Raw genomic sequence first — 24,831 nt, forward strand, 5'->3', positions numbered from 1 at the left:
CGAGAAACTATTCCTGCTCGGCATTCATGTCGTCGAAAATGCGCGCGCAATACCGGCTGGTGTCGCCATGTTTATGAATTTAAGGAATGGATAGCACGTTTTTTTTCGTTTGAAGCCCTCGCGGGGCGCTGGTTTCATCATCGTTACGACGACTTCCCGATGACTCACAGGAACCGCACATGGACTTTCCCCACATCAGTGGCTCGCTGGGCATCGTGCACCCCATCTGCATCGAGCGGGGGCGCAATGCCGAGGTCTGGGACGAGCAGGGCCGACACTACATCGACTTCATCGGCGGCATCGGTGTGCTCAACCTGGGCCATGGCCATCCGGCCGTCGTCGAGGCGGTCAAGGCCCAGGTCGAGACGCTGATGCATTCCGCCTTCAATGCCCTGCCGCACCGCGGCTATCTGGAGGTGGTCGAGGCCCTGGATGCCTTCGTGCCGGTCGACTATCCGCTGTCCTGCATGCTCACCAATAGCGGCGCCGAGGCCACCGAGAACGCCCTCAAGGTGGCCCGTGCCGCCACCGGTCGCCAGGCGGTGATCGCCTTCGACGACGGCTTCCACGGCCGCACCCTGGCGGCGCTCAACCTCAATGGCAAGGTCAAGCCCTACAAGAGCCGGCTCGGTGCCCTGCCGGGGCCGGTGTTCCACCTGCCGTTTCCCAGCCGTGACAGCGGCGTGGGGGCCGACGAGGCCCTGGCGGCCCTGGCGCGGCTCTTCGAGGTGGAAGTGCCCAGCGACGAAGTGGCGGCGATCATCGTCGAACCGGTACAGGGCGAGGGGGGCTTTCGCCTGCTGGATGCCGAGTTCGCTGCCCGCCTGCGGTCGCTGTGTGATGAACACGGCATCGTGCTGATCCTCGACGAGATCCAGTCCGGCTTCGGGCGGACGGGCCAACGCTTCGCCTTCTCGCACCTGGGCATCGAGCCCGACCTGCTGCTGATGGGCAAGAGCATGGCCGCAGGCCTGCCGCTGGCCGCGGTGGTGGGCAAGGCATCGCTCATGGACGCCCTGCCCAAGGGCGGGTTGGGCGGCACCTATTCGGGCAATGCCGTGGCCTGCGCCGCCGCCAGGACGGTCATGAACCTGATGAGCAAAGATCGCCTGCACCAGTGGGGCGAGGCCCAGGAGGCAGCGATCGTCGCGGCCCATGACGACTGGCGCGAGCGCTTCTCGATGGTGGGTGCCTTGACCGGGATCGGCGCCATGCGCGGCATCGTCTTCGAGGATACCGAGAACGCCTCGGGCGCCGAGCACCTGGCGGCGCTGCTGGCGGCCGGCCGAGAAGCCGGCGTGCTGCTGATGCCCAGCGGGCGGCGGCGCAACGTTCTGCGTCTGCTGGCGCCGCTGACCGCCGAGCCCGAGATCATGGCCGAGGGCCTGGCGCGCGTGACCCGGGCCCTGGAATCGCTGACCCCATGATCGCTCGGCTCGAGGCGAGGGAGGCGATGGCCGGAGAGTACCGATACTTCCTCGAGGCCCTGCAAGACGCTGGCTTCGAGGGCGAGATCGCCCCGGACTACGCCAACCGCACGGTGCTGGCCACCGACAACTCGATCTACCAGCGCCTGCCCCAGGCGGTGATCTATCCGAAGCACGCCGACGACCTCGAGCGCCTGGCCCGGCTCGCCGCCCGCGAGGAGTTCCGCCGGGTGGCGCTGGCCCCGCGCGGCGGCGGCACCGGCACCAACGGCCAGTCGCTGACCGACGGCCTGGTGGTCGACGTCTCCAAGCACATGAACGCCATCCTCGACATCGACGTCGAGGCCCGACGGGTGCGCGTCCAGGCCGGCGTGGTCAAGGACCAGCTCAACGCCGCGCTCAAGCCCCACGGGCTGTTCTTCGCCCCGGAGCTCTCGACCTCCAACCGCGCCACCATCGGCGGCATGATCGCCACCGACGCCAGCGGCCAGGGCAGCTGCGAGTACGGCAAGACCCGCGACCACGTGCTCGAGCTCGACAGCGTGCTGCTCGGCGGCGAGCGCCTGGTCACCCACCCGGTGGACGAAGACGAGCTCGAGGCGCTGTGCCGGCGCGACGCCGCCGTGGGCCGGGTGCATCGCATGGCCCGCGAGATCATCGACACCGAGCGCCAGCGCATCCGCGAGACCTTCCCGCCGCTCAACCGCTGCCTGACCGGCTACGATCTCGCCCATCTGCGCACCGAGGACGGCAAGTTCGACCTCAACAGCGTGCTGTGCGGCGCCGAGGGCTCGCTGGCGTTCACCAGCGAGGCGGTGCTCAACGTGCTGCCGATTCCCAGGCACTCGACCCTGGTCAACGTGCGCTACGCCGGCTTCATGGACGCCCTGCGCGACGCCAAGGCTCTCATGGCAAGCTCCGCCGCCCCCACCTCTATCGAGACGGTGGACGACAAGGTGCTGGGCCTGGCCCAGCAGGACTTCGTGTGGGACAGCGTCGGCGAGTTCTTTCCAGAAACCGGCGACACGCCGACCCACGGCATCAACCTGATCGAGTTCAACGACGACGACCCCGAGCGGCTGAGCGAGCGGGTCGCGGCCTTCTGCGAACATCTCGCAAAGGACGACAGCGTCACCCGGCTGGGCTACACCCAGGCCGTGGGCCGGGAAGCGATCACCCGGGTCTACGGCATGCGCAAGCGCGCCGTGGGCCTGCTCGGCAACGTCCAGGGCGAGAAGCGCCCGCTGCCCTTCGTCGAGGACACCGCGGTGCCGCCGGAGCAGCTGGCCGACTACATCGCCGAGTTCCGCGCCCTGCTCGACGCCCGCGGCCTGGCCTACGGCATGTTCGGCCACGTCGACGCCGGCGTGCTGCACGTGCGCCCGGCGCTGGACATGAAGGACCCGGCCCAGGAGGCGATGATCCGCGAGATCTCCGACGCGGTCGCCGCGCTGACCCGGAAGTACGGCGGCCTGCTGTGGGGCGAGCACGGCAAGGGCGTGCGCTCGGAGTACGCGCCGGCCTTCTTCGGCCCGCTCTACCCGAGCCTGCAGCGGCTCAAGGGCGCCTTCGATCCGCATAACCAGTTGAATCCGGGCAAGATCGCCACGCCGCTGTCCATCCCGCCCGAAGACGCGGCACCCTCCAGCCCGCCCGAAGATGCGGCACCCTCTAACCCGCCTGAAGACGCGGGTAGAGCCCCCTCGGCCCAGAATGAGACGCCCGAAGCTGCGGAACCCTCCAGCCCGCCCGAAGATGCGGGCAGGGCACCGGATTCCGGCTCCGAGCAGGCAACACCGGCCGAGGAAGAGCAGGCCGTGAAGTGGGTCGACCCGGGGCTGCTGGCCATCGACGGGGTGCCGACCCGCGGCCAGCTGGATCGCCGTATCGACGAGCGGGTCTGGCAGGCCCACGGCGATGCCGTCTATTGCAACGGCAACGGCGCCTGCTACAGCTACGATCCTGAGGACGCCATGTGCCCGTCGTGGAAGGCCACCCGCCAGCGCATCCACTCGCCCAAGGGCCGCGCCAGCCTGATGCGCGAATGGCTGCGCCTGCAGGGCGAGGCCGGTGTCGACGTGCTCGAGGCCTCGCGCGACGCTCGAAGCGGCGGCGCCTGGGGCGCGCTCAAGGCCTTCCCCGGCAAGCTCAGGAACACCCTGGCCAAGCGCCGCGGCGAGGACGACTTCTCCCACCAGGTCTACGACGCCATGGCCGGCTGCCTGGCCTGCAAGTCCTGCGCCGGCCAGTGCCCGGTCAAGGTCAACGTGCCGACCTTCCGCTCGCAGTTCCTCGAGGTCTACCACGGCCGCTACCTGCGTCCGCCGCGCGACTACCTGATCGGCGGGCTGGAGTTCATGGTGCCGACGCTCGCCCGCGTCGCGCCGCTCTACAACGCCGCCCTGGACAATCGCTGGGTCAGCCGCCTGCTGGCCGGCCCGGTGGGCATGGTCGACAGCCCCCGGCTGTCCCGGGCGCGCCTCGACCAGCAGCTCAAGGCCTGGGGCGTGCCCGAAGCCACGCCGACATCGCTGGGCCGGCTCACCGAGGCCCAGCGCGCCAACAGCGTGGTGCTGGTGCAGGACGCCTTCACCAGCCACTTCGAATCCAAGCTGGTGATGGACGTGGTCGAGCTGCTCGAGCGCCTCGACGTGCGGGTGTTCGTCGCACCCTTCGCCCCCAACGGCAAGCCGCTGCACGTGCAGGGCTTCCTCGGCGCCTTCGCGCGCACCGCCGAGAAGCAGGCCGAACGGCTGAGGACGCTGGCCGAGGCCGGCGTGCCGCTGGTCGGCATCGACCCGGCGATGACCCTGACCTATCGCCAGGAGTACGTGAAGGCGCTGGGCCCCGACGCCGTGCCCGAGGTGCAGATGCTGCCCGAATGGCTGAGTGAGCGGTTGGCAGAGCGCGCGCCCGAGCTGGCACCGGAGGGCTCGAGCCTCGACGATCCCGGCTACCGGCTGCTCGCCCACTGCACCGAGAAGACCAACGCCCCGGGCACGCCCAAGGCCTGGCAGCGGCTGTTCGCCGCCTTCGGCCTGGAGCTCGAGGTAGTGGCCAGCGGCTGCTGCGGCATGTCCGGCACCTACGGTCACGAGGCACGCAACCTCGAGACCTCGAAGACCATCTACGCCCAGTCCTGGCAGCCCAAGGTCGAGGACCCGGCCAACGCCGGCCGGCTGCTGGCCAGCGGCTACTCCTGCCGCAGCCAGGCCAGGCGGCTCTCGGAGGCCGCGCTGCGCCACCCGCTGCAGGCGCTGCTGGAAGCGCTCAAGCGGGGCGGCCAGTCGCCGCGGTACGGGCTCGACGACTATCGTTCAGACAATAGACCCAAGAGGCAATCGACATGACGACCACATCCCTCGTCTCCACCGACGCGATCCGCGACCGCTTCTCCCAGGCCATGTCGGCCATGTACCAGGCCGAGGTGCCCCAGTACGAGACCCTGCTGGCGCTGGTCGACGAGGTGAACCGCGAGACCCTGGCGCGTGACGCCGGGCTGGCCGAGCGCCTGGAGGCCCACGACGAGCTGAATCGCCTCGGCGTCGAGCGTCACGGTGCCATCCGCGTGGGCAGCGCCGCGGAGCTGGCCATGCTGCGTCGGCTGTTCGCGGTGATGGGCATGTATCCGGTGGGGTACTACGATCTCGCCGAGGCCGGGGTGCCGGTGCATTCCACCGCCTTTCGCCCGGTCGACGACGCGGCCCTGGCCCGCAATCCCTTCCGCGTCTTCACCTCACTGCTGCGCCTGGAGCTGATCGAGAACGAGGCGCTGCGCGAGCGGGCCGCGGCGATCCTGGCCCAGCGCGACATCTTCACCCCCGGCGCCCGGGAGCTGATCGAGCTCTGTGAGCACCAGGGCGGGCTGACCGAGGAGCAGGCCGAGCGGTTCGTGGCCGAGGCGCTGGAGACCTTCCGCTGGCACCGCGACGCCACCGTGGATCTGGATACCTATGAGGCGCTGCACGCCGAGCACCGGCTGATCGCCGACGTGGTGTGCTTCCGCGGGCCGCACATCAACCACCTGACACCGCGCACCCTGGACATCGACGAGGTCCAGCGGCGCATGCCGGCCGCCGGCATGAATCCCAAGGCGGTGATCGAGGGCCCGCCGCGCCGCGACTGCCCGATCCTGCTGCGCCAGACCAGCTTCAAGGCGCTGGAGGAGTCGATCCGCTTCGCCAGCGATCGCCAGGGCACCCACACCGCGCGCTTCGGCGAGATAGAGCAACGCGGCGTGGCGCTGACCGCCGAGGGTCGGGCGCTCTACGACCGCCTGCTCGCCGCCTCCCGCGAACGCACCGCGGGGCTCGCCAACGAGGACCACCAGCGGGTGCTGGCCGAGGCCTTCGCCGACTTCCCCGACGACGAGGCCGTGCTGCGTCGCCGCAGCCTGGCGTTCTTCGAGTACCGGCTGACCGAGGCCGGGCGGGCCTCCGGTCCGGTCGACACCCCTGATCCCGAGGCGCTGATCGAGCGCGGCCTGGTGGTCGCCCGGCCGATCACCTACGAGGACTTCCTGCCGGTGAGCGCGGCGGGCATCTTCCAGTCGAACCTGGGCGACGGCGGCGGCGAGGCCTATGCCGGCAACGCCAACCGCGAGGCCTTCGAGGCGGCGCTGGGCGCGTCGGTCACCGACGAGCTGTCCCTCTACGCCGAGCGGGAGCGTACCTCGCTGGCCGCGGTGCGCGAGGCCCTGGCCGGCTGAGCGCAGACCCACTGGCCGCGGCGGCGCCTTGGCCGGCCGCGGCGTCGCTCGGCTATGATGGGGCTCCGCCCATGGACGGGGACCCCCGATGTCGCTCCTTTCCGCTTTCGATGCGCTGTCGCCGCTGTCAGGCGGCCTCGACCTGCTGCTGATCCTGCTCTCGATGCTGACGTCCGGCTTCACCGCGGCCTTCGGCGCCGGCGGTGGGGTGTTGATGATCATGGCGCTGGCCCAGGTGATGCCGGCGGCGGCGCTGATCCCGGTGCACGGCATGGTGCAACTGGGCTCCAACGTCGGACGCACGGCCATGACCTGGCGCCATGTCGACCGAGCCACCCTGCTGGCCTTCCTGCCCGGCGTGGTGCTGGGGGCGCTGGCCGCCGCCTGGCTGCTGATCCGGCTCCCCGCCGGCGTGCTGGAGCTGTGCATCGCCGCCTTCGTGCTCTTCACGCTGTGGGGGCCGGGACTGTCCGGTCGTATCCTGGGTGGGTTCGGCATCCTGGTCGTCGGTGCGGTTACCACCCTGCTGTCGAGCCTGGTCGGGGCCAGCGGCCCGATGGTGGCCGCCTTCATCAAGCAGCGCCAGGAAGGGCGCCTGGCCAAGGTGGCGACCTTCGCCGCCTGCATGGTGGCCCAGCACCTCACCAAGGCCTTCGTGTTCGGAGCGGCCGGGTTCGTGTTCCATGAGTGGCTGGGGCTGATCCTGGCCATGGTCGGGGCCGGGTTCCTCGGCACCTGGCTGGGCCTGCGCCTGCTGCGACGGCTCTCCGATCGCCGCTTCGACGACCTCTTCCGCCTGGTGCTGACCCTGCTGTCGCTGCGACTCGCCTGGCTGGGCATTACGCGCCTGTGGGGTGGCTGAGTCTTCGACGTTGAAGCACAGGACCATCGTGCAAGGGGCCATTCGGCGACGGCTTGGCATATGCTGAAAGGCATCGTCGGCCATGGATCGCCGATACGCTTCCCGGTTGCCGCGGAGGTCGCCCATGCGCCGCTCGCTGTCCCTCCAGTCGTTGACTGCCCTGTCCATCGTCGGGCTGATGCTGGTCGTGGCGGGCGTGCTGCTGTGGCACGGCGCCCGCGGGGCGGATCAACTGCTGGTCAGTGCCGTGCAGGACACCGGCCGACAGCTCGCCCTGACCACCGAGGAGCGCGCCCGGCGACTGATCGATCCGGCCCGGGTGGTGGTGCAGCTGCTGGCCCAGGACGAGCTCACATCCCAGCAGCGGCTCGTCGATCGGCTACAGCACCTGCCGCTGCTGGCCGCCTCACTGAAGGCCCATTCCGCCGCCAGCGCCGTCTATGTCGGCTACGACGATGGGGATTTTCTGCTGCTGCGACCGGCGGATCGGGTGTCGTCGGGACTGCTGCCCGATGTGCCCGGCGCCGAGCGGGCGGCGTACCTGGTGCAGGCGGTCGATCGTGATCCCGAGGGCGATGCCCGGGGCGAATGGCGCCTCTACGACCAGGACCTGAACCTGCTCGTCAGGCGAGCCCGGCCGGATTATGACTTCGACCCTCGACGTCGCCCCTGGTATCGCGAGGCGATGGCCGCCGATGGCGCGCAACTGACCAAGCCGTATGCGTTCTTCACCACCCATGAAGTCGGCATCACCCTGTCGCAGCGCAGTCGCAGCGGTCAGGCGGTGGTGGGGCTGGATGCCTCGCTGGCCGACCTGGGCGACGAGATGGCGTCGCTGGGCCTGACGCCGGGCACGCGGCTGGCGGTCGTCGGACAGTCGGATCGGCTGATGGCTTATCCCGACGTCGAGCGGCTGCTCATCGCCGGTCCCGAGGGCCTGCGGCTGGCGACCCTGGAGGAGCTCGACGATCCGGTGCTGAACCGGCTGGGCGTGATCGCCGAAACCGGGGAAGCGGCACGCTTTCGGGTGAATGGCCAGGCCTGGTTCGGCATGCGCCTGCCGTTCCAGATTCCCGGTGAACAGCCGTCCCATCTACTGGTGGCGATGCCGGAAACCGAACTGCTGGCCGGAACTCGGCAACTGCTCTGGCAGCGCACCCTGGTGGCCGGCCTGCTGGTCCTGGCCCTGTTGCCGCTGGGCGTCTGGGTGGGGCATCGCCTGGGGCAGCCGCTGTACGCGCTGGCCGAGCAGGTCCAGGCACTGGCCGCCTTCGACTTCTCGGCCTGCCGGGGGGTGCGCTCCCCAGTGCGAGAGGTGCAGCGGCTGAGTCGGGCCCTGGAGGGCATGGCCGGCAGCATTGCGGATTTCCAGCGCATGACGCGGACGCTGAACAGCGAGGCGCGGCTGGAGACGATGCTCGCCAACATCCTCGAGGACCTGCTGAGCATCACCGATAGCCGGCATGGCGCCATCTATCTCGAGGATGAGGCCGACGCCACGCGCTTCGCCTGCCTGGCCGAGAAGGGACAGGGCGAGCTCGGCGAGCCGCTGCCCCCGCGTCTCACCCTGACGGCGCCCGACGACGACGGCCTGGCGACCCTGAGCCGCAAGCTCGAAGCCCGGGGCTACCTGGTGCAGCCGCTAAGCAATCGCAGCGGCCATCGTATGGGGCTGCTGCTGCTGGCATTGCGCGAAGCGGGGCCGGGCGAGGATCGCCCCTGGCGACGCTTCGTCGAGGAAATCTCCGGCGCAGCCGCGGTGGCGATCGAGACGCGCCGCCTGCTTGAGGGAGAGCAGCGCCTGCTGGATGCCATCGTCGAGCTGATCGCCGGGGCCACGGATGCCAAGTCACCGCACACCGGTGGGCACTGCTCACGGGTACCGCAGCTGGCCGAGATGCTGCTGGAAGGGGCGCATCGCATGACCAGTGGCCCCTTTGCGCTGGAGGTGGTGGATGACAATCGGCGGACCGCCTTCCACCTGGCAGCCTGGCTGCATGATTGCGGCAAGCTGACGACCCCGGACGAGGTCATGGAGAAGGCCACCCGGCTGGAGACGCGCTACAACCGCATCCATGAGATCCGCACTCGCTTCGAGGTGCTGTGGCGCGATGCCGATATCGCCTACTGGCGGGGCCGTGCCGAGGGTGGTGACGAGGCGGTCCTGGCGCAGGCGCGCGAGCGTCGGCGGACCGAACTGCAGGAGGCCTGGCAACTCGTCGCCGAGCTCAACCTGGGAAGCGAGCGCGGCGACGAGACCCGGTCGAGGCGGCTGGAGGAGATCGCCGAGTGGCGCTGGTGGCGCCACTTCGACGATCGGCTTGGCATCTCCGAGGACGAAGCCGAGCGCCTGGCTCGCGAGCCGACGGTCGAGCTTCCCGCCGAGGAACCGCTGCTGGCCGACCGGCCGCGCCATCGCATCGACTGGGTGGCATCGCCGCCGCCGGTGGCCCCCGAGGACCCGGCCAACCGCTGGGGCTTCGCCATGCGACCGCCGGCGGTGGCCGGGAACCAGGGCGAGCTCTACAACCTGAAGGTGGCGCGCGGCACCCTCAACGACGTGGAGCGCTTCCGCATCCAGGAACACATCGTTCAGACCATCATCATGCTCGAGTCGCTGCCCTGGCCGGGGCACCTGCGTCGAGTGCCGGCGATCGCCGGCAACCACCATGAACGCATGGATGGCCGGGGTTATCCGCGCCGGCTGAGGCTCGCCGATGCCAGCCTTGAGGAGCGCATCATGGCGGTGGCCGATGTCTTCGAGGCGCTGACCGCCGCCGACCGCCCCTACAAGCCGGGCATGACGTTATCGCGCTCGCTGACGATCCTGGCGGGCATGGCCCGCGACGGCCACCTGGACCCCGACGTGTTCGCGCTGCTGCTCGACAGCGGCGTGTGGCGCGAGTACGCGACCCGTTTCCTGGCACCCGAACAGATCGATAGCGTGGATATTGCGGCACTCAAGGCCGCGGCCGGTCGTTGAAGCGACGAAAAGTGGAAATGCCACCGTTGACCGCGTTTCCCCCTGTACAGGGCGGGTCCCTGGGTCATAATGCACTCATGTAGAGAGTCATATTTCAGGGGAACACCGATGCTGCCTCTTCCGGTCCCGGGCTGGCGACCTTTTGTCCTCGCCAGCCTCGTCATGGTCGCCTTGCTGCTGACGACCAACGCCCAAGCCAACAATCCCCGCTATGCGGGCATCGTCATCGACGCCGACACCCACGAGATCCTGTACGCCGAGAACGCCGACGCGCCGCGCTATCCGGCCTCGTTGACCAAGATGATGACCCTCTACCTGCTGTTCGAGGCCATCGAAGGGCGCAGCATGAGCCTGGGTCAGCCGCTGCCGGTCTCGGCCGCGGCCGCGGCCATGCCGGCCACCAAGCTGTACCTGAAGCCCGGCGAGAGCATCCCGGTGGAGACGGCCATCGAGTCGTTGATCGTGACGTCGGCCAACGACGTGGCGGTGGTCGTCGCCGAGGCCCTGGGCGGCAGCGAACGCCACTTCGCGCGGATGATGACCCAGCAGGCCCGGGAGTTGGGCATGCGCCACACCACCTTCCGCAACGCCTCCGGCCTGCCCGACGACGCCCAGGTCACCACGGCCCGCGACATGGCGGTACTGGCCCGCCGGCTGATGCTCGATTTTCCCCAGTACTACCACTATTTCTCGCTGCAGCGCTTCACCTGGCGGGGCAAGACCCATCGTGGCCACAACCGTCTGCTGGCCAATTACCCGGGAACCGATGGCCTCAAGACCGGTTTCATTCGTGCCTCTGGCTTCAACGTGGCCACCTCGGCGGTCCACGATGGCCGTCGCATGCTCTCGGTCGTGATGGGAGGCTTCTCCGCGGCGTCCCGTGACGAGCACATGGCCGATCTGCTGAATCGCGGTTTCGCGCGGGCGGCCCTGGCCGACGGCCACAACTGGCTGGCTCGTACAGCGATCTCCAACGAACGCCTGATGCCGTTGCCGGCAAGGCCGATGCCGCCGCCCCGCGGGCAGATGCTGGCGAGCCTCGAGACCAGTGTGCCGGCGCCGACCCCGCGGGTGGCCGCGCCCCGTACCGTTTCTCCGGCGCCCGCGGCAAGCGAGCCGACGCCGCAGGCCGCCCCATCCGTCGCTTCCGTGCCCGGGCCGGTGGTGAGCGAGTCGGCTCCGCGGGTTGCCTCATCCGTCGCCTCGGCGCCGGGGCCGGTGGTGAGCGAGCCGCCGAGCACGCCGGCCGCGGTGGCCCGGGAAGCCGCCGTACCCTCGCCGGACGAGGCGATCGTGGCAGCGGCCGCAACGCCCGCAGCCGCCGGCGACGCGGGCGTGCGGCGCGCCGATCCCCTGCGCCCGATGATCGATCAGAACGAGCCGGCCGTGGGTGGCTGGGGCGTGCAGGTCGGCGCCTTCAGCGATGCCGAACACGCGCGTCGTCTCGCCGATCGCGCCGCCGAACGCCTGGCCACGGAGCTGGCCGATGCCCGGGTCGCGGTACCGCGTGTCGAGGGTGCCGGTGTCTATCGCGCGCGGCTGGTGGACCTGCATGAGGGACAGGCCCGGCAGGCCTGCCAGCGTCTCCAGGCCCAGGGCATGGACTGCATGGTGGTCCAGGCGTCGCTCTGACGGCGGGCCCCGGCCGTCGCCCCATTAGGGGGTTGCCGTTGCCGAGCGAAGCGCTTAGCGTAGGATGAACCACCCCGCCGGCCCAGCCGGTGGGGTGGTTTTTTCTTCATCCTGCCGCTGTGCAAGGAGGCATCGCATGGCACCTTCACTGAAGGGCATCCTTTACATGTGCGGTGGCGTGCTATGCCTGGCCCTGGGCGATGCGGTCACCAAGTGGTTGGGCCAGGTGCATTCGCCGCTGCAGATCATCTTCTTCCGCACCCTGGTGTCGCTGCCGCTGATCGTGCTGATCGCGCGCTTCAACGGCGGCCTGCGCACGCTGGGTACGCGGCGACCGGGCGTGCACCTGCTGCGCGGCCTGATCTTCGCGGCCACCATGGTTACCTTCATGTGGGGACTGGTGCTGCTGCCGCTGGCCACCGCCACGGCGATCGCCTTCGCCGCCCCGCTGTTCGTGACGCTGCTGTCGGTGCCGCTGCTCGGCGAGCGGGTCGATCGCCCCACCTGGCTGGCCACGCTGCTCGGCTTCGTCGGCGTACTGGTGGTGGTGCGGCCCGGAGCCGCCGGCTTCCAGCCCGCCATGCTGGTGGTGGTCGCCGCGGCGCTGTTCTATGCCTTGACCATGATCACCGCGCGCCGCTACGGCGAAGGGGAGCATCTCTGGGCGATGGTCTTCTACACCACCCTGGTGCCGTGCCTGGGCGCGTCCCTGACCCTGCCCTGGGTGTGGCAGACGCCCGCCCCGCTGCACTGGATCGGCTTCCTGGCCGGCGGCGTGCTCGGGGTCGGCGCCATGGTGGGGCTCACCCAGGCCTTCCGCCACGCCCCGGCGGCCATCGCCGCGCCCTTCGACTACACGGCCCTGCTGTGGGCGGTGCTGCTGGGCTGGGGCTTCTGGGACGAAATGCCGGACCCCTGGGTGTTCGCAGGCGGCAGCCTGATCATCGCCAGCGGCCTTGCCATCGCCTACCAGGAACGCCGCGTCGCCCTGAATCGCCGCCCCTCCCTGTGACGCTCCAGTGCCGGCCGGGATAAGTCGCGCTTAAGCCGAGTCGGCCAGACTCGTGGATGGCGACACGCCGTCGCCATCCACTGTCACGGGAGACCCCACCATGAACAAGACGATCATCGTGAAGGGCGCACTGGCCCTGGGCCTGTCGCTGAGCGCCGTCTCGGCACTGGCCAGCCCCACCTGCAGCGAGGCGCCCCAGAGCGAGTGGCTGCCGGCCGACGAGATGCGTGCGCGCATCAACGAGATGGGCTACGAGATCAAGACCTTCCAGACCACCGATGGCGGCTGCTACGAGATCTACGGCTGGGACGACCAGAAGCATCGCGTCGAGATCTATTTCGATCCGGTCAGCGGTGACATCGTCAAGCAGGAAGTCGACGACTAGTCCGGGAGGCCCGTCATGACGACATCTTCACAGCGGGCCCGCGTGCGGGTCTGGGATCCCCTGGTGCGCCTGGTCCACTGGCTGCTGGTGGCCGGGTTCGCGGCCAACTACCTGATCACCGAGGAGGGCAGCGCCTGGCATGACTGGATCGGCTACGGTCTGGTGGCGTTGATCGCCGTGCGCCTGCTGTGGGGCTTCGTTGGCCCCTGGCCGGCGCGCTGGCGGAGCTTCTGGCCGACACCGGCGCGGCTGCGGCGGACCCTCTCCGGCCTTCCCGCCTCGGCGTCGGAGCGGGCACGCATCACCCACACCCCGCTGGGGGCGCTGATGATGCTGACCCTGCTGGCGCTGATGCTGGGGCTTGGCGTGACCGGCTACATGATGGAGGAGACGGTGCGCTTCTGGGGCGTGGGCTGGGTCAAGGAGCTCCACGAGGCCATGGCCAACGCCATCGCCCTGCTGGTGCCGCTGCATGTGCTCGGCGCCGTGCTCGAGAGCCGCAAGCGCCGCGACAATCTCATCGCCGGCATGATCCACGGCTATCGACGGACGCCCGAAGAGCCCCCGACCTCTTCCTGAGTCGGCCGGCAGTTCCAGGTCCGTTACGGTCCCGCACGGTGGCGTGCGGGACCGTTTTCGTGCGCAGGATCGGCGCGTGACGCCCGTGTCTTACGGCAAGGCGGGGGGAAAGACGCGGGGAAAAGCCCGGGCGGCGGCTTCCGGGTCCGGGGTGCCGCAGATCGCCGAGACCACCGCCAGGCCGCCGGCGCCGGCCCGATGTACCGCTTCGGCGTGTTCGGCCTTGAGGCCGCCGATAGCCACCGTGGGCAGCGGGCTGGCGGCGGAAAGCTCGGCGAGTCCGTCGAAGCCCAGCGGCGCGGCGTGATCGCGCTTGGTGGGGGTGGCGAAGACCGGGCCTAATCCCAGGTAGTCGAGCCGCGCCGCATCGAGCCGCGCCAGCTGCTCGTGGGTCTGCACCGACAGGCCGAGGATGGCGTCCGGGCCGAGCGCTGCCCGAGCGTCGGCGACCTCGCCGTCGTCCTGACCGATGTGCAGGCCGTCGGCATTGCTGGCGAGCGCCACCTCGAGGCGATCGTTGATGATCAGCGGTACGCCGCTTCCCGCCAGGGCGGTCTTCAGGCGCCGCGCCAGCGGCACCAGCTCGGCGTCGCTGGCGTGCTTGTCGCGCAGCTGGACGACGCTTACGCCGCCGCGCACCGCGGCCAGCACGGTGTTCTCCAGCCCGTGGGCGGCGCACAGTTCGGGATCGGTGACCAGATAAAGGGAGAGATCAAGGCGCATCGGTGAGCTCCAGGCGGGCGTGTCCGGTGGGGGTGGTGGCGAGAGCGGCAGGGTCGAGGGCGTACAGCGCATCGAGGAAGGCCACGGCAAAGCTGCCCGGGCCGGTGGCGCTGTCGCCGGCGGTCTCGCCGGCGGCGGCGTAGGCGGAAAGCGCTGCCACCGTGGCCTCGAAGGGATCCTCGGCGGCGGCCAGGAAGGCGCCGACCACGCCGGTCAGCGCGCAGCCCAGGGTAGTGACGCGGGGCATCAGCGCATGGCCGCCGGCCACCCGCGCCAGGCGTCGGCCGTCGGTGACCAGGTCGACCTCGCCGGTGACCGCCACCACCGCACCGCTGTCGAGGGCCAGGGTCACCGCGGCCCGCTCGGCGCTGTCGGCGGTATCGGTGCTGTCCACGCCGCGCCCGCCGCCGCCCTGCCGGGCCAGCGCGAGGATTTCCGAGGCGTTGCCGCGAATCGTGGTCGGGCCCAGCGCCAGTAGCCGGGCGCCGGCCTCGCGTCGGAAGCGGGTCGCGCCCACCGCCACCGGGTCGAGTACCCAGGGCGTGCCGGCCGCGTTGGCGGCGCGGGCGGCGTCGTCCATGGCATCCAGCCAGTGGGGCGAGAGGGTGCCGATATTGAGTGTCAGGGCGCTGGCCAGAGCGGCGAACTCGGCGGCTTCCTCGCGGGCGTGGACCATGGCCGGCGAGGCGCCCAGGGCCAGCAGCACGTTGGCCATGGTGTTCATCGCCACGTGGTTGGTGAGGTTGTGGACCAGCGGGGTGGTCGCGCGCACCCGAGCGAGGTGCGAGGCGGGATCGAGGGATTGCATCGGGCCTCCTGGCGGACGGGAGGCGCGGGCCCGCGAAGGCCGGCACGACTCCCTCCGCCGGCATTATCCGGGTCAGGTGATGAGGGTGCCTCTCAGCCGGAACGGTCTGTCGTGCCGGCGCCCCTGTCGTCGGGCCCCACTATCCCCCTTCCTCCCGGGCTTGTAAAGCCGCCGGCCGGGGCAGCCAGACCCGCACGCTCAGGCCGCCGCCGCTGGCCTCTTCCAGCGTCAGGCGGCCGCCATGGCGCTGTACCAGGCGGTCGACGATGGACAATCCGAGTCCGGCGCCGGCTCCCGGGCCGGCACGGTGAAAGCGTGCCAGTACCTGGCGTCGCTGGGGCTCGGGGATGCCGGGCCCCTGGTCGTCCACCCGCAGCGTCAGTGCTCCTGCTTCGCGGCCCAGGAACACGTCGATGCGGCCGCCGGGAGGCGAGTGATGCATGGCGTTGCCGACCAGGTTCTGGACCAGGATGGTGAGCGCGCCGGGTTCGGTGCGCAGCCGCCAGTCGAGGTGCTCGTCGGCCTCGAGGTGTAGTTCCTGGCCTTGGTCGGTGGCCAGCGGCAGCAGTTCGGCCAGGGCTTCGCGCACCTCGTGCAACAGGTCGGTGTCCTGGTCGGGGGTCTCCTCCTGCTCGGGGTCCAGGCGCGCCAGGGTCAGCAGCTGGCCGACCAGGCGCGTGGCACGGGCCATGCCGTCGCGCAGCTGCGTCAGCGCCTCGCGGCGATCGTCGGGGTCCTGGGTGGCCAGGGCATTCTGGGCATGCAGGTCGAGCACCGCCAGCGGGGTCCGCAGCTCGTGGGCGGCATCGGCGATGAAACGCTTCTCGCGGGTACGCAGCTCGCGGAGGCGCCCCAGCAGGCGGTTGAGTGCCCCGGCGATGGTGGCCAGCTCCTGGGGGAGCGGAGCATCCGGCAGGGGCTGGAGATTGTGGGGGTCGCGCTCCTGGATCTGGGCGGCCATGCGCGACAGCGGCCGTAGCCCCCAGCCGATCGCCCACCATAGCAGTGCCGCCAGCGCCGGCAGGCCGAGCAGGTCAGGAAGCAGGGTGCGCAGCGCGATGTCGGTGACCAGCCCGCTGCGCACGTCGCCGCGCTCGCCGACCAGTACCCGCAGGTCGTCGTCCGGGGCGCTCAGGGCGAAGACTCGCCATTCGTGGCCGTTTTGTCGCACGTCCTGATAGCCGTCGCGGCGTTTGGTGAAGGGCGTGGAGGGCGCGCTGGCCGAGCGCAGCAGCAGCCGCTCGCCGCGCCACGCCTGGAAGGCCACCTTGCCCTCGTAGCGATGGCCGGCGATGGCCGAGTCGCCCGATTCGGCGCGCTGGAGAGCGCTGTCGAGGCTGGCCAGCAGGGCGTCGCGCTGCGCCTCCGGGAGCGGCGCGCGTATCAGCCCCTCCAGCAGGCGGGCGTTCTGGGTCAGGCGCGCGTCGAACAGTTCCTCTACCTCGTGGGCGGCGTCGCGATAGCTGGTCAAGCCGATCGCCAGCATGCTCAACGCGAACACCAGCAGCACGATACCCAGGGTGCGGCGGCGGATCGAACTCATGCGCCCTCGTCCGTCGGAGCCTTGTCCATGATGTAGCCGATGCCGCGCAGGGTACGGATCAGCTCGGGAAACAGCTTGCGGCGCAGGTGGTGCACGTGGACCTCGATGGCGTTGCTCTCCACGTCTTCGTCCCAGCCATAGACCAGCCGGGTCAGGGTGTCGCGGGTAAAGGCGTGTCCCGGGTGGCTGAGGAATTCCTGCAGCAGGGTAAATTCCCGGCGCGACAGCGTGACCGGTTCTCCGAGGTAGGTGACGAGGCGATTGCCGGGGTCGAGCACCACGCCGCGGTGGCGCAGTTCGCTGGTGACGTGACCCTGACTGCGTCGCAGCAGGGCGCGCAGACGCGCCTTGAGTTCGGCGACCTCGAAGGGCTTGGTCAGATAGTCATCGGCGCCGGCGTCCAGGCCCTGGATGCGATCCTCGATGCCGTCGCGGGCGGTCAGCACCAGCACCGGAACGCGGCTGCCTGACCGGCGCAGGCGCTCGAGCAGGCCGACGCCGTCGAGCCGCGGCAGCCCCAGGTCGAGGATGACGGCGTCGAACGGCTCCTCGTCCTGCAGGGCATGGAGAGCGCTGATGCCATCGTCGAGGATGTCGACGGTGTAGTGTTCCGGTTTCAGCGCCAGGCGAATGCCTGACGCCAGGCTGGGGTCGTCCTCCACCAGCAGTATGCGCATGGCCTGTCCTTGTCAGTGATCGAGCTGCTCGAGCAGGGCCTGCACCTCCTGGCGACGTCCGGCATCGGCGCGCTCACGGCCGGGGCGAGGCGCCGCCTCGAGGGCATGGCGCAAGGCCTGGCGAGCCTCCTGGTCGCGGCCCTGCTCATGCAGATAGTCGCCCCAGAAGTAGAGACTGTCGAGCCCATCGGGCGAGACGCCGAGCCCGCGCTTCAGGTAGCGCTCGGCTTTCTCGTCGTCGCCGAAGGACACCGGCCAGCCGGGCACCTGGTAGTAGAGCGCGCCGAGGCTGGTGTAGGCGGCGCCGTCGAGCGCCAGCGGATCCAGCGACAGCGAGGCTTCCAGCTCCTCGCGCGCCTGCTTGACCAGGCTCAAGGCGGACAGGCCGCCGCTGGCGCCGGCCTGGGTAGAGCGCACGATACCCGCCCAGGCGTGCAGCTCAGCGGCATCGGGGTGGGCCGCGACGGCCTGCTCGGCGCGTTCGGCCAGCGCCGCGTAGGCGTCTTCCTGCTGGTTCTCGGGCAGGTCGTAGCGAATTTCCGCCCAGCGCGACTGCAGGCCTGACAGGGCGTCGGCGACCTCGGGCTCCATGGCCAGGGCGGACGCCGCCGGCCAGGCGGTCAGGGCGGCCAGCGCAGAGAGAGCGGCAAGCCGGGAGGTGGCGAGACGATGCGTCATGGCGTGTCTCCCTTGGCGGGGGCGATGAAGCGGCGGATGGTGGGTAGCTGGCGGCGCAATGCGCGATCGATCAGCCCCGGGAACAGCGCGTTGAGGCGAGCGAAGATCGGCTCGGCGCCGCCCAGGCGAGTCTCCTTGCGGCCGCGCTCGATGGCTCGTCGCACCTGCACGGCTACCGTCTCCGGGGCGTCCATGGCGTTGCCCAGCGCCTGGTTCAGCTGCTCCATGGCCGGCGCGTTCATGGCGGTACGGGTCGCCCGCGGCGCGACGTAGAGCACCTGGACCGGGGAGTCGGCCAGCTCGCGGCGCAGTGCCTGGGTAAAGCCGTAGAGCGCGAACTTGGTGGCACAGTAGGCGGCCTGGCCGGGATAGCCGATATGGCCGAACGCCGAGCCCAGGTTGATCACCAGGCCCTGCTCGGCACGACGCAGTTGGGGCAGCAGGGCACGGGTCAACTGCAGGGTGGCGGTCAGGTTGGTGGTCACCAGCGACTCCAGGGTGGCGTCGTCGGTGTCCTCGAACAGCGCCGCGCGGTTGGCGCCAGCGGCGTTGATCAGCATGGTGCAGTCCAACCGTTCGGCGGCCCTCACCAGCTGGGCGCGATCCTCGGCGCGGGTGAGGTCGGCGGGCTGGGCCGTGACCTGACCGGGGTGGCGTCGGCACAGGCGTTCCAGGGTCGCGGCGTCTCGCCCGGTGACCAGCAACTGGGCCCCGGCCGCGGCGAGTTCGTCCACCAGCGCCCGGCCGATGCCGCCGCTGGCGCCGGTGATCAAGACTCGCTGGCCGGGCCAGCCCTCGATGAGATAGTGCGGATCAGACCAGCGCATCGGTGAGCTCCCGGGCGGCTTCGCCCCCCGTGCAACGGGCCGTGACGCCCCGGAACATGGCGCCATAGAGGCGATAGACCATGCGCGCGGTCTCGATCACCGCGTTCAGGTCGTCCTCGTCGAGGCGGTCGATCAGTGTCTCGAAGAAGGCCAGGTGGCCGATATCCAGGTCGCCGTGCGAACTCAGGTAGCGCACGGCATCGTCGGGCAGCCCGAGGCTCGCCTGCAGCTGTTCGGCGGCGCGGGTGGCCAGCGCCGTGCTGGTGCCTTCCAGCACCTGGACCATGCCGAAGAAGGCCACCGGATTGCCGTGCTCGATGCGGTCGCGCACGTAGGCCACCATCAGCGCGGTGGCCGGGTCGGGTGACGCGGCGGCGGCTGCCTCAGGGTCGCCGCCGGCGGCGCGGATATCGTCGAGGATCCACTGTTCGTGGCCGTGCTCCTCCTCGATGTACTCCACCAGCGGGGCGCGCAGCCAGCCCAGCCGATCGGGCAGGCGGGCCCCGCAGGCCATCATCAGCGGCACCGTGAAGCGCACGTGGTGATAGGCCTGGCCGAGAAAGGCGAGGTACTCGTCCCGGCCGACCTCGCCGTTCACGGCGCGGGTCAGCATGGGGGTGGCCAGCAGCCAGTCGCGGTCGGCGCGGGTGGCGTCCTGCAAGCGTTGATAGGCACTCATGGGGTCACTCCTTGGCGGCTTGGGGGATGCAGCCAGTCGCGGTAGGCGGCCAGGATGGCCGTGCGGCGCAGGCGGCCGTTGGCCGTCAGCTGGTCGTTGTGGGGGGTGAAGGGCGCGCAGCGGCGCCACTCGCCCACCCGGGCATAGTCGGGCAGGGTGGCGTTGGCCGCGGTGATCTCGGCGGCGATGGCCTCGTCGGTAAGGTCCTGGGCGGCGGGCACGATCAGCGCCCGGTTATGGGTCATGGCCTCGCCGTGGACCATGGCCTGGGCGATGCCCGGGCGTGTGACAAGTACGCCCTCCACCCACTGGGGATCGACGTTGCGCCCATAGGCGGTGATGAAGACTTCGCGGCGACGGCCCTCCAGCATCAGTGCATCGCCCGCCCAGTGGCCGAGGTCACCGGTGGCATGCCAGCCCGTCACCGGCGGCTCGCCCAGGTAGCCGAGCATGGTGGCACCGCTCACCTCGACCTCTCCGTCGTCGCTCAGGCGCACCCGGGCATGAGGTAGCGGGCGGCCCACGCCGCGGGGGGTTTCCCCGGGGCGGTTGAGGCACACCACCGAGGCGCATTCGGACAGGCCGTAGCCCTCCGCCACCGGCCAGCCGTCGGCCAGGGCTCGCTCGAGCAGCGGCGCGGCGACTCGCGCGCCGCCCACCGCCACCAGCTGCAGACTCTCTGGCGCGGCAGGCGCGGCGTCCACCAATGCCTGGAGCTGCTGGGGCACCAGGATCAGGCTGTGGGGGCGATAGCGCTCGATGGCGGCCAGGGCAGTGTCGGCGTCGAAGCCGCTGGCCCCTTGCCAGCCGAGCTCGGCGGCGCTGGGAAGGGCCACGCTGGCGCCGAGCCACAGCGGCAGATAGAGCCCGCCGAGGTTCTCCAGCAGGGTGGCCAGGGGCAGCATGGCCAGGTGGCGCTCTATGGTCACCTGGGCGACCGCCTCGGCCAGGCTCATCGCCACCGCCAGCACGGCCTCGGTGTCGAGGCACACGCCCTTGGGCGCGGCGCTGGTGCCGGAGGTGAAGGTGATGCGGGTGGTGCCGGGATGCAGCGCCGGCGGCGTCGGCACCGCGCGGGTGGCGATGTCGGCCGTCTCGGTGGCGATGAACCCCAGAGGCTCGCCGCCGGAGCCGATCCAGGCGTCGAGGCCGGCCCGTTCGACCAGGTGGCGGCGCTGGGCGTCGCCGAAGAAGGCCGGGACCGGCACCGCCACCCGGGCGTCGGCGAGCATTGCCAGGTCCCACAGTGCCCACTCCACGCCGTTGTCCAGCGCCAGGCCCACGCGCCGGGCGCCGACTGCCGCCAGCCGCGCCCGGCGCGCGTCGATCTCGTTGGCCAGGTCGCCATAGCTCAGGCGGCGTTGGCCATCCTCGAGTGCCGTGGCAGCAGGGTCGCGTTCGGCGTGGGTGGCCAGGCGGTCAAGGAAGCGTTCAAGCCGGTCGGACATGATCACCCTCCGACGGTGCGCTCAGAAGACCGGCCGTACGCAGTCGCTCGCGGGCCAGTTGCAGGTCGCCGGCCATCACCCAGGGGTGCTGGTCGTAGTAGCGTCCCCAGGCTTCCCGCTCCGTGCCCAGCCAGGCGGGGTCGGCGAGGCGCAGCGGCAGCAGGTCGATGCCCAGCCGCCGAATGCCGTTGATCACCGCCGGGATGGCGGTGAACAGCACCCAGTGCAGCCCCTCGCCGGCCAACTGGTCGATGAGGCAGGGGAACAGGCGTGCCTGCAGGCCGCGGCGAATGCTCACCAGGTTGCCGATCTCGGCGATGTGCTCGCGGGCGACCGGTGCGCCCAGGGCCTGGCTCAGGCAAGCCTCGGCGGGGGCGTCCAGATAGCCTTCCTGGAACAGTCGTTCCCGGTGGGCGTGTCGCACGCCCACCGCGGCCAACGGCTGCTCGCTTTGCCAGAGGCCGAACAGGCGTGGCAGGAACTGGGAGATGTGGGCATCGTGTTCGTCGGCGAAGCAGTGGGCCACCAACTGTTCGAGGCGACGGCGCTCCGACCAGTGATTGGCTTCGCGCCACTGGATCGGCGGCTCGGGAGTGACGCGAGAGGCGGGTAGGGGCATCGGGGCGTCTCCTTGACGTTTCCCCGACAGTGTGGCGGTCATAACTTAACCGCCCCTTAATTGCGGCTTTTATGTGGGTGGGGGGAGGAGTGAGGGGTAAGAGGTGAGGGGGAAGAGGGAAGAGGGAAGTGGTGAGTGATGAGTGGGGAGGGCGGTGTGCGTGAGCGGTGCCCGCGGGCACTGTGGCCGGCGGGCATGACGGTTCCAGGGGCCGTCAGAATTCCTCCATCGGCCCCTGATACGGGAGACCAGGCTTAGGCGCGGATATAGGCCCAGCCGTCCGTCTGCAGCTCGGCCAGCGTGACCACTGCGGCTTCTACCTCGGTGAGCCCCTTGGGGTTGTCGAGCCCTTGGGCGACCAGCGAGTTGCGGCATAGCCGCAGCCGGTCGTCGGTGTCGTCGGGCTCGGCCAGGGCGGCGGCTACGGCGCCGCCGTTGGCGACGATCAGCACCTCCGCCTCGGGGCGGGCGCGCTGCAGGTTGCGGGCGTTGCGCCGGGCCCGCGACAGGGACTCGGCGGTGGGGGCGTGGAGCAGGACGCGCAGGTCGCTCATCGGGGCGTTTCCTCGTTCAGTGTTCGCCGATGGCCGCCTCGACGGCCTGCACCTGGTCGGCGAAGTCGGGATGGTCGCGGCGCTCGACGGTCGGCAGCGTCACCTCATGGCGTGCCACCACGCCGGCCGGCTGCCCCGCCGCCTGGCGGCCCAGCACTACCACCTGGTCGGCCAGCAGCACCGCTTCTTCGATGTCGTGAGTGACGAAGACGATCGCCGCCTCGGTGCGCTGGCGCAGGTCGATCAACTCCTGCTGCAGGCGCCGGCGGGTGATGGCGTCGAGCGCCGAGAAGGGCTCGTCCATGAACAGCACCCGCGGGCGAACCGCCAGGGCGCGGGCGATGCCGACCCGCTGCTGCTGGCCGCCGGACAGGGTGTGCGGCCAGCGCTCGGCATATTCCTCCAGCCCCACCAGCGCCAGCGGCTCCAGGGCGCGTTGGCGACGCTCGTCGCGGGACAGCTCGAGCCCCTCCAGGCCCAACTCCACGTTGGCGCGCACCCGCCGCCAGGGGAACAGCCGCGGGGCCTGGAAGACCATCGACCAGGCGCGGCTGTCCCGGTCCTGGCCGTGGGGAATGTTCACCGTGCCGGCGCGGGGCGACAGCAGGCCCGAGAGGGCGCGCAGCAGGGTCGACTTGCCGACCCCGGAGGCGCCGACGATGGCCACGAACTCCCGGGGATGGACGGCCAGGTCGACGTCGTCGAGCACCGTGGCGTCGCCGAAGCCGAGGCGGATGCCGCGAGCGTTCAGCACCGGGATTGCGGTGTCGGCGGCGCTCATGGCTGCCACCTCAGCAGCCGACGCTGCAGGCTCACGAAAACGAAGTCGAACAGCGCGTACAGGCCGGCAATCGTCAGCATGTAGACCACCACGATGTCGGTGGCCAGCAGGCTTGAGGCTTCCATCATGCGCTGGCCGATGCCGGGGATGCCGAACAGCTCGGCGGCTACCACCGTCATCCAGCCCTGGCCGAGGCCGGCGCGCAGGCCGCCGAGGATGCCGGGGGCAGCCGCCGGCAGGCTGACCCGGGTGAGCCGCGACATGAAGCCGGTATGGCCAAAGGCCCGGGCCACCTCGTCGTAGCCCGGATCCACCGAGCGCACCGCGCTGTGGCTGGCGAAGTAGTTGATCCAGAACACCCCGATGCTGATGATGAAGGCCGCCGCCGAAGGGTTGATGCCGAACCAGATGATGGCGAAGGGAATCCAGGCCAGCGGCGGGATCGGGCGCAGCAGCCGCGCCAGCCAGGCGTGCACGGCGTTGAAGCGCGGCAGCAGCGCCGCCGCCACGCCCACCGCGATGCCCAGCAGCGAGCCGATCAGCACGCCCACGGCGTAGTGGGAAAGGCTGGCGGTGACCACCTCGAGCCAGATGCCGTCGGCGATCTCGGCCCACAGCACGCCGGGGATCATCGAGGGCAGCGGCACCAGGCTGCCGGGCAGCAGGCCGCTGCGCAGGGCCAGTTCCCACAGCCCCAGGAAGCCGGCCAGGCCGCACAGGCTCAGCAGGGTGCGCTTGGAACGGCTCATGAGCCGTCGCGCTCGCCGATCACGGCGTCATAGAGCGAGGTGTCGAACAGCGCGTCCAGGTCCACCGCCTGGCGCAGCGAGCCCTGCTCGAGCTGGAAGTCGTGCATGCGCCGGGTGCCCTCGCGGATGGCGTGCGGGTCGGCGACATAGTTCGACGACGGCGAGGCCAGGGCCGTTTCGACGGTCTCCAGCGGGATCAGGCGCTTGCCGACGAACTCGCGTACCGCCGGGGCAGCGGCCTCGGGATCCTCGGTGAGCATCTCGGTGGCGCGCAGGTGCAGTGCCATCAGCGTCTTCATCGCCTCGGGATGTTCGGCCAGCGTCGCCTCGCGTGCCGCCAGCACGGCGCCGGGCTGGCCGGGCAGCATCTCGTCGGCGCGGGCCACCACTCGGGCGCCGTCGTCGCGCTGCTGCACCGTGGTGAGGATCGGCTCGAGGATCGAGGCGGCGTCCACGGCGCCGGCCAGCAGCGCCTGCTGCACTCGGTCGGCGCCCATGGCGACGATGTTCACGGCGTCGGTGCCGATGCCCAGCTGCTCGGTCAGCCAGTAGCGCAGCACGGTGTCCGGTACCGAGCCCTGGGGAAAGGTGGCGATCTTGGGTGGGCGCCCCTGGGCCTCGGTAAAGCGGGCGATCGCCTCGGCGGCGTCGTCGGTGGCGGCGAAGTCCTCGGCCAGCGGCCCGCGGGCCACCAGGCCGATCTGCTCGCGGATGCTCGAGGCCAGCACCTTGATCGGCACGCCGTTGGCGCGGGCGACCATGGCCGGGCCGATGCCGAAGTACATGACGTCCAGCTCACCGGACGCCAGTGCCTGCACCATGGCCGGGCCGCTGGAGAAGCGGGTCAGTTCCAGGTCGAGGCCGGCCTCGTCGGTCCACCCCTCGCCTTCCATCACGAACAGCTGGGCGACGGGCAGGATCGGCATGTAGCCGACGTCGAGGGTGGTGTCTTCGGCCTGGGCCTGACCGACTGCGCCCAGGGAGAGGGCGGCCAGCAGTGCCAGGCGACGGATATGGCGCAACATGGGGATCTCCACCGGAATGCGAATGGATCCATACTAGCCGGCATGAGCTTATTCCATAAGCCTCGGCTAGGAAGATTTGTTCATACTCATATGTTCTTTACGCGTCATACGGCAGGCCGAAAACGACGACGC

Annotated in this window: 22 protein-coding genes and 1 riboswitch; of the genes, 9 read left to right on the forward strand and 13 right to left on the reverse strand. The window is 70.4% G+C overall.

Annotated elements, in window-relative coordinates; genetic code table 11:
- Positions 1-179 precede the first annotated feature (179 nt).
- From FHR96_RS06520 to FHR96_RS06560, 9 genes are all read left to right on the forward strand, one after another.
- Entirely contained in the window at positions 180-1,427 is a 1,248-nt protein-coding gene (locus tag FHR96_RS06520; protein WP_183386845.1) for a 2-aminoadipate transaminase, read from the forward strand.
- The gene (locus FHR96_RS06525; protein WP_183386846.1) at positions 1,424-4,777 is read left to right on the forward strand and encodes an FAD-binding and (Fe-S)-binding domain-containing protein; all 3,354 of its coding nucleotides are present in this window, start codon (positions 1,424-1,426) and stop codon (positions 4,775-4,777) included. Before FHR96_RS06520 ends, FHR96_RS06525 begins: the two co-directional genes overlap by 4 nt.
- Entirely contained in the window at positions 4,774-6,135 is a 1,362-nt protein-coding gene (gene hglS, locus FHR96_RS06530) for a 2-oxoadipate dioxygenase/decarboxylase HglS (protein WP_183386847.1), read from the forward strand. The genes FHR96_RS06525 and hglS overlap by 4 nt, the downstream gene beginning before the upstream one ends.
- An 88-nt stretch (positions 6,136-6,223) precedes the next feature.
- Complete coding sequence (locus FHR96_RS06535) at positions 6,224-6,997, forward strand: TSUP family transporter (protein WP_183386848.1); 774 nt, start codon at positions 6,224-6,226, stop codon at positions 6,995-6,997.
- A gap of 124 nt (positions 6,998-7,121) precedes the next feature.
- On the forward strand, positions 7,122-9,980 hold the full coding sequence (locus FHR96_RS22435; RefSeq protein ID WP_183386849.1) for an HD domain-containing phosphohydrolase: 2,859 nt from the start codon (positions 7,122-7,124) through the stop codon (positions 9,978-9,980).
- A gap of 108 nt (positions 9,981-10,088) precedes the next feature.
- Positions 10,089-11,612 (forward strand): serine hydrolase, encoded by a 1,524-nt coding sequence (locus tag FHR96_RS06545; protein ID WP_183386850.1) that lies wholly within the window; start codon positions 10,089-10,091, stop codon positions 11,610-11,612.
- Positions 11,613-11,748: 136 nt separating this feature from the next.
- Positions 11,749-12,624 (forward strand): DMT family transporter, encoded by an 876-nt coding sequence (locus FHR96_RS06550; protein ID WP_183386851.1) that lies wholly within the window; start codon positions 11,749-11,751, stop codon positions 12,622-12,624.
- 100 nt (positions 12,625-12,724) lie between these two features.
- On the forward strand, positions 12,725-13,009 hold the full coding sequence (locus FHR96_RS06555) for a PepSY domain-containing protein (RefSeq protein ID WP_183386852.1): 285 nt from the start codon (positions 12,725-12,727) through the stop codon (positions 13,007-13,009).
- 15 nt (positions 13,010-13,024) lie between these two features.
- Positions 13,025-13,588 (forward strand): cytochrome b/b6 domain-containing protein, encoded by a 564-nt coding sequence (locus FHR96_RS06560; RefSeq protein ID WP_183386853.1) that lies wholly within the window; start codon positions 13,025-13,027, stop codon positions 13,586-13,588.
- Between the two features lie 90 nt (positions 13,589-13,678).
- Here FHR96_RS06560 and thiE read toward each other — a convergent pair whose 3' ends face one another.
- The 13 genes from thiE to FHR96_RS06625 all read right to left on the reverse strand — a co-directional run bounded on the left by thiE (position 13,679) and on the right by FHR96_RS06625 (position 24,699).
- Positions 13,679-14,311 (reverse strand): thiamine phosphate synthase, encoded by a 633-nt coding sequence (gene thiE, locus FHR96_RS06565; protein ID WP_183386854.1) that lies wholly within the window; start codon positions 14,309-14,311, stop codon positions 13,679-13,681.
- Entirely contained in the window at positions 14,301-15,119 is an 819-nt protein-coding gene (gene thiM, locus FHR96_RS06570; RefSeq protein WP_183386855.1) for a hydroxyethylthiazole kinase, read from the reverse strand. Before thiM ends, thiE begins: the two co-directional genes overlap by 11 nt.
- Positions 15,120-15,151: 32 nt before the next feature.
- Positions 15,152-15,254, reverse strand: a riboswitch (TPP riboswitch).
- A 4-nt stretch (positions 15,255-15,258) separates the two neighbouring features.
- Positions 15,259-16,662 (reverse strand): ATP-binding protein, encoded by a 1,404-nt coding sequence (locus tag FHR96_RS06575; RefSeq protein ID WP_183386856.1) that lies wholly within the window; start codon positions 16,660-16,662, stop codon positions 15,259-15,261.
- Positions 16,659-17,339, reverse strand: coding sequence for a response regulator (locus tag FHR96_RS06580; protein ID WP_183386857.1), 681 nt, complete (start codon positions 17,337-17,339; stop codon positions 16,659-16,661). The genes FHR96_RS06575 and FHR96_RS06580 overlap by 4 nt, the downstream gene beginning before the upstream one ends.
- Before the next feature lie 12 nt (positions 17,340-17,351).
- Entirely contained in the window at positions 17,352-18,017 is a 666-nt protein-coding gene (locus tag FHR96_RS06585) for a tetratricopeptide repeat protein (RefSeq protein WP_246392822.1), read from the reverse strand.
- Positions 18,014-18,844 carry an SDR family oxidoreductase gene (locus FHR96_RS06590; RefSeq protein ID WP_183386858.1) on the reverse strand — a complete coding sequence of 277 codons (831 nt, stop codon included), beginning with the start codon at positions 18,842-18,844 and terminating at the stop codon, positions 18,014-18,016. The genes FHR96_RS06585 and FHR96_RS06590 overlap by 4 nt, the downstream gene beginning before the upstream one ends.
- Positions 18,831-19,523 (reverse strand): iron-containing redox enzyme family protein, encoded by a 693-nt coding sequence (locus FHR96_RS06595; protein ID WP_183386859.1) that lies wholly within the window; start codon positions 19,521-19,523, stop codon positions 18,831-18,833. The genes FHR96_RS06590 and FHR96_RS06595 overlap by 14 nt, the downstream gene beginning before the upstream one ends.
- On the reverse strand, positions 19,520-20,971 hold the full coding sequence (locus tag FHR96_RS06600; protein ID WP_183386860.1) for an AMP-binding protein: 1,452 nt from the start codon (positions 20,969-20,971) through the stop codon (positions 19,520-19,522). The genes FHR96_RS06595 and FHR96_RS06600 overlap by 4 nt, the downstream gene beginning before the upstream one ends.
- On the reverse strand, positions 20,955-21,590 hold the full coding sequence (locus tag FHR96_RS06605) for a thermostable hemolysin (protein WP_183386861.1): 636 nt from the start codon (positions 21,588-21,590) through the stop codon (positions 20,955-20,957). Before FHR96_RS06605 ends, FHR96_RS06600 begins: the two co-directional genes overlap by 17 nt.
- Before the next feature lie 254 nt (positions 21,591-21,844).
- A complete protein-coding gene (locus FHR96_RS06610; RefSeq protein ID WP_183386862.1) occupies positions 21,845-22,144 on the reverse strand; it encodes a DsrE family protein in 300 nt (99 codons plus the stop codon).
- Between the two features lie 16 nt (positions 22,145-22,160).
- A complete protein-coding gene (locus tag FHR96_RS06615; RefSeq protein ID WP_183386863.1) occupies positions 22,161-22,925 on the reverse strand; it encodes an ABC transporter ATP-binding protein in 765 nt (254 codons plus the stop codon).
- Positions 22,922-23,674, reverse strand: coding sequence for an ABC transporter permease (locus FHR96_RS06620; protein ID WP_183386864.1), 753 nt, complete (start codon positions 23,672-23,674; stop codon positions 22,922-22,924). Before FHR96_RS06620 ends, FHR96_RS06615 begins: the two co-directional genes overlap by 4 nt.
- On the reverse strand, positions 23,671-24,699 hold the full coding sequence (locus FHR96_RS06625; RefSeq protein WP_183386865.1) for an ABC transporter substrate-binding protein: 1,029 nt from the start codon (positions 24,697-24,699) through the stop codon (positions 23,671-23,673). Before FHR96_RS06625 ends, FHR96_RS06620 begins: the two co-directional genes overlap by 4 nt.
- Between the last annotated feature and the right edge of the window lie 132 nt (positions 24,700-24,831).

The organism is Halomonas organivorans (assembly GCF_014192055.1).
GTDB lineage: Bacteria > Pseudomonadota > Gammaproteobacteria > Pseudomonadales > Halomonadaceae > Halomonas > Halomonas organivorans.

What these genes read in the sequence shown, in the direction of transcription:
- FHR96_RS06520 (WP_183386845.1), top strand. Translation starts at nt 180, where the DNA reads ATGGACTTTCCCCACATCAGTGGCTCGCTGGGCATCGTGCACCCCATC.
- FHR96_RS06525 (WP_183386846.1), top strand. Translation starts at nt 1,424, where the DNA reads ATGATCGCTCGGCTCGAGGCGAGGGAGGCGATGGCCGGAGAGTACCGA.
- hglS (WP_183386847.1), top strand. Translation starts at nt 4,774, where the DNA reads ATGACGACCACATCCCTCGTCTCCACCGACGCGATCCGCGACCGCTTC.
- FHR96_RS06535 (WP_183386848.1), top strand. Translation starts at nt 6,224, where the DNA reads ATGTCGCTCCTTTCCGCTTTCGATGCGCTGTCGCCGCTGTCAGGCGGC.
- FHR96_RS22435 (WP_183386849.1), top strand. Translation starts at nt 7,122, where the DNA reads ATGCGCCGCTCGCTGTCCCTCCAGTCGTTGACTGCCCTGTCCATCGTC.
- FHR96_RS06545 (WP_183386850.1), top strand. Translation starts at nt 10,089, where the DNA reads ATGCTGCCTCTTCCGGTCCCGGGCTGGCGACCTTTTGTCCTCGCCAGC.
- FHR96_RS06550 (WP_183386851.1), top strand. Translation starts at nt 11,749, where the DNA reads ATGGCACCTTCACTGAAGGGCATCCTTTACATGTGCGGTGGCGTGCTA.
- FHR96_RS06555 (WP_183386852.1), top strand. Translation starts at nt 12,725, where the DNA reads ATGAACAAGACGATCATCGTGAAGGGCGCACTGGCCCTGGGCCTGTCG.
- FHR96_RS06560 (WP_183386853.1), top strand. Translation starts at nt 13,025, where the DNA reads ATGACGACATCTTCACAGCGGGCCCGCGTGCGGGTCTGGGATCCCCTG.
- thiE (WP_183386854.1), bottom strand. Translation starts at nt 14,311, where the DNA reads ATGCGCCTTGATCTCTCCCTTTATCTGGTCACCGATCCCGAACTGTGC.
- thiM (WP_183386855.1), bottom strand. Translation starts at nt 15,119, where the DNA reads ATGCAATCCCTCGATCCCGCCTCGCACCTCGCTCGGGTGCGCGCGACC.
- FHR96_RS06575 (WP_183386856.1), bottom strand. Translation starts at nt 16,662, where the DNA reads ATGAGTTCGATCCGCCGCCGCACCCTGGGTATCGTGCTGCTGGTGTTC.
- FHR96_RS06580 (WP_183386857.1), bottom strand. Translation starts at nt 17,339, where the DNA reads ATGCGCATACTGCTGGTGGAGGACGACCCCAGCCTGGCGTCAGGCATT.
- FHR96_RS06585 (WP_246392822.1), bottom strand. Translation starts at nt 18,017, where the DNA reads ATGACGCATCGTCTCGCCACCTCCCGGCTTGCCGCTCTCTCTGCGCTG.
- FHR96_RS06590 (WP_183386858.1), bottom strand. Translation starts at nt 18,844, where the DNA reads ATGCGCTGGTCTGATCCGCACTATCTCATCGAGGGCTGGCCCGGCCAG.
- FHR96_RS06595 (WP_183386859.1), bottom strand. Translation starts at nt 19,523, where the DNA reads ATGAGTGCCTATCAACGCTTGCAGGACGCCACCCGCGCCGACCGCGAC.
- FHR96_RS06600 (WP_183386860.1), bottom strand. Translation starts at nt 20,971, where the DNA reads ATGTCCGACCGGCTTGAACGCTTCCTTGACCGCCTGGCCACCCACGCC.
- FHR96_RS06605 (WP_183386861.1), bottom strand. Translation starts at nt 21,590, where the DNA reads ATGCCCCTACCCGCCTCTCGCGTCACTCCCGAGCCGCCGATCCAGTGG.
- FHR96_RS06610 (WP_183386862.1), bottom strand. Translation starts at nt 22,144, where the DNA reads ATGAGCGACCTGCGCGTCCTGCTCCACGCCCCCACCGCCGAGTCCCTG.
- FHR96_RS06615 (WP_183386863.1), bottom strand. Translation starts at nt 22,925, where the DNA reads ATGAGCGCCGCCGACACCGCAATCCCGGTGCTGAACGCTCGCGGCATC.
- FHR96_RS06620 (WP_183386864.1), bottom strand. Translation starts at nt 23,674, where the DNA reads ATGAGCCGTTCCAAGCGCACCCTGCTGAGCCTGTGCGGCCTGGCCGGC.
- FHR96_RS06625 (WP_183386865.1), bottom strand. Translation starts at nt 24,699, where the DNA reads ATGTTGCGCCATATCCGTCGCCTGGCACTGCTGGCCGCCCTCTCCCTG.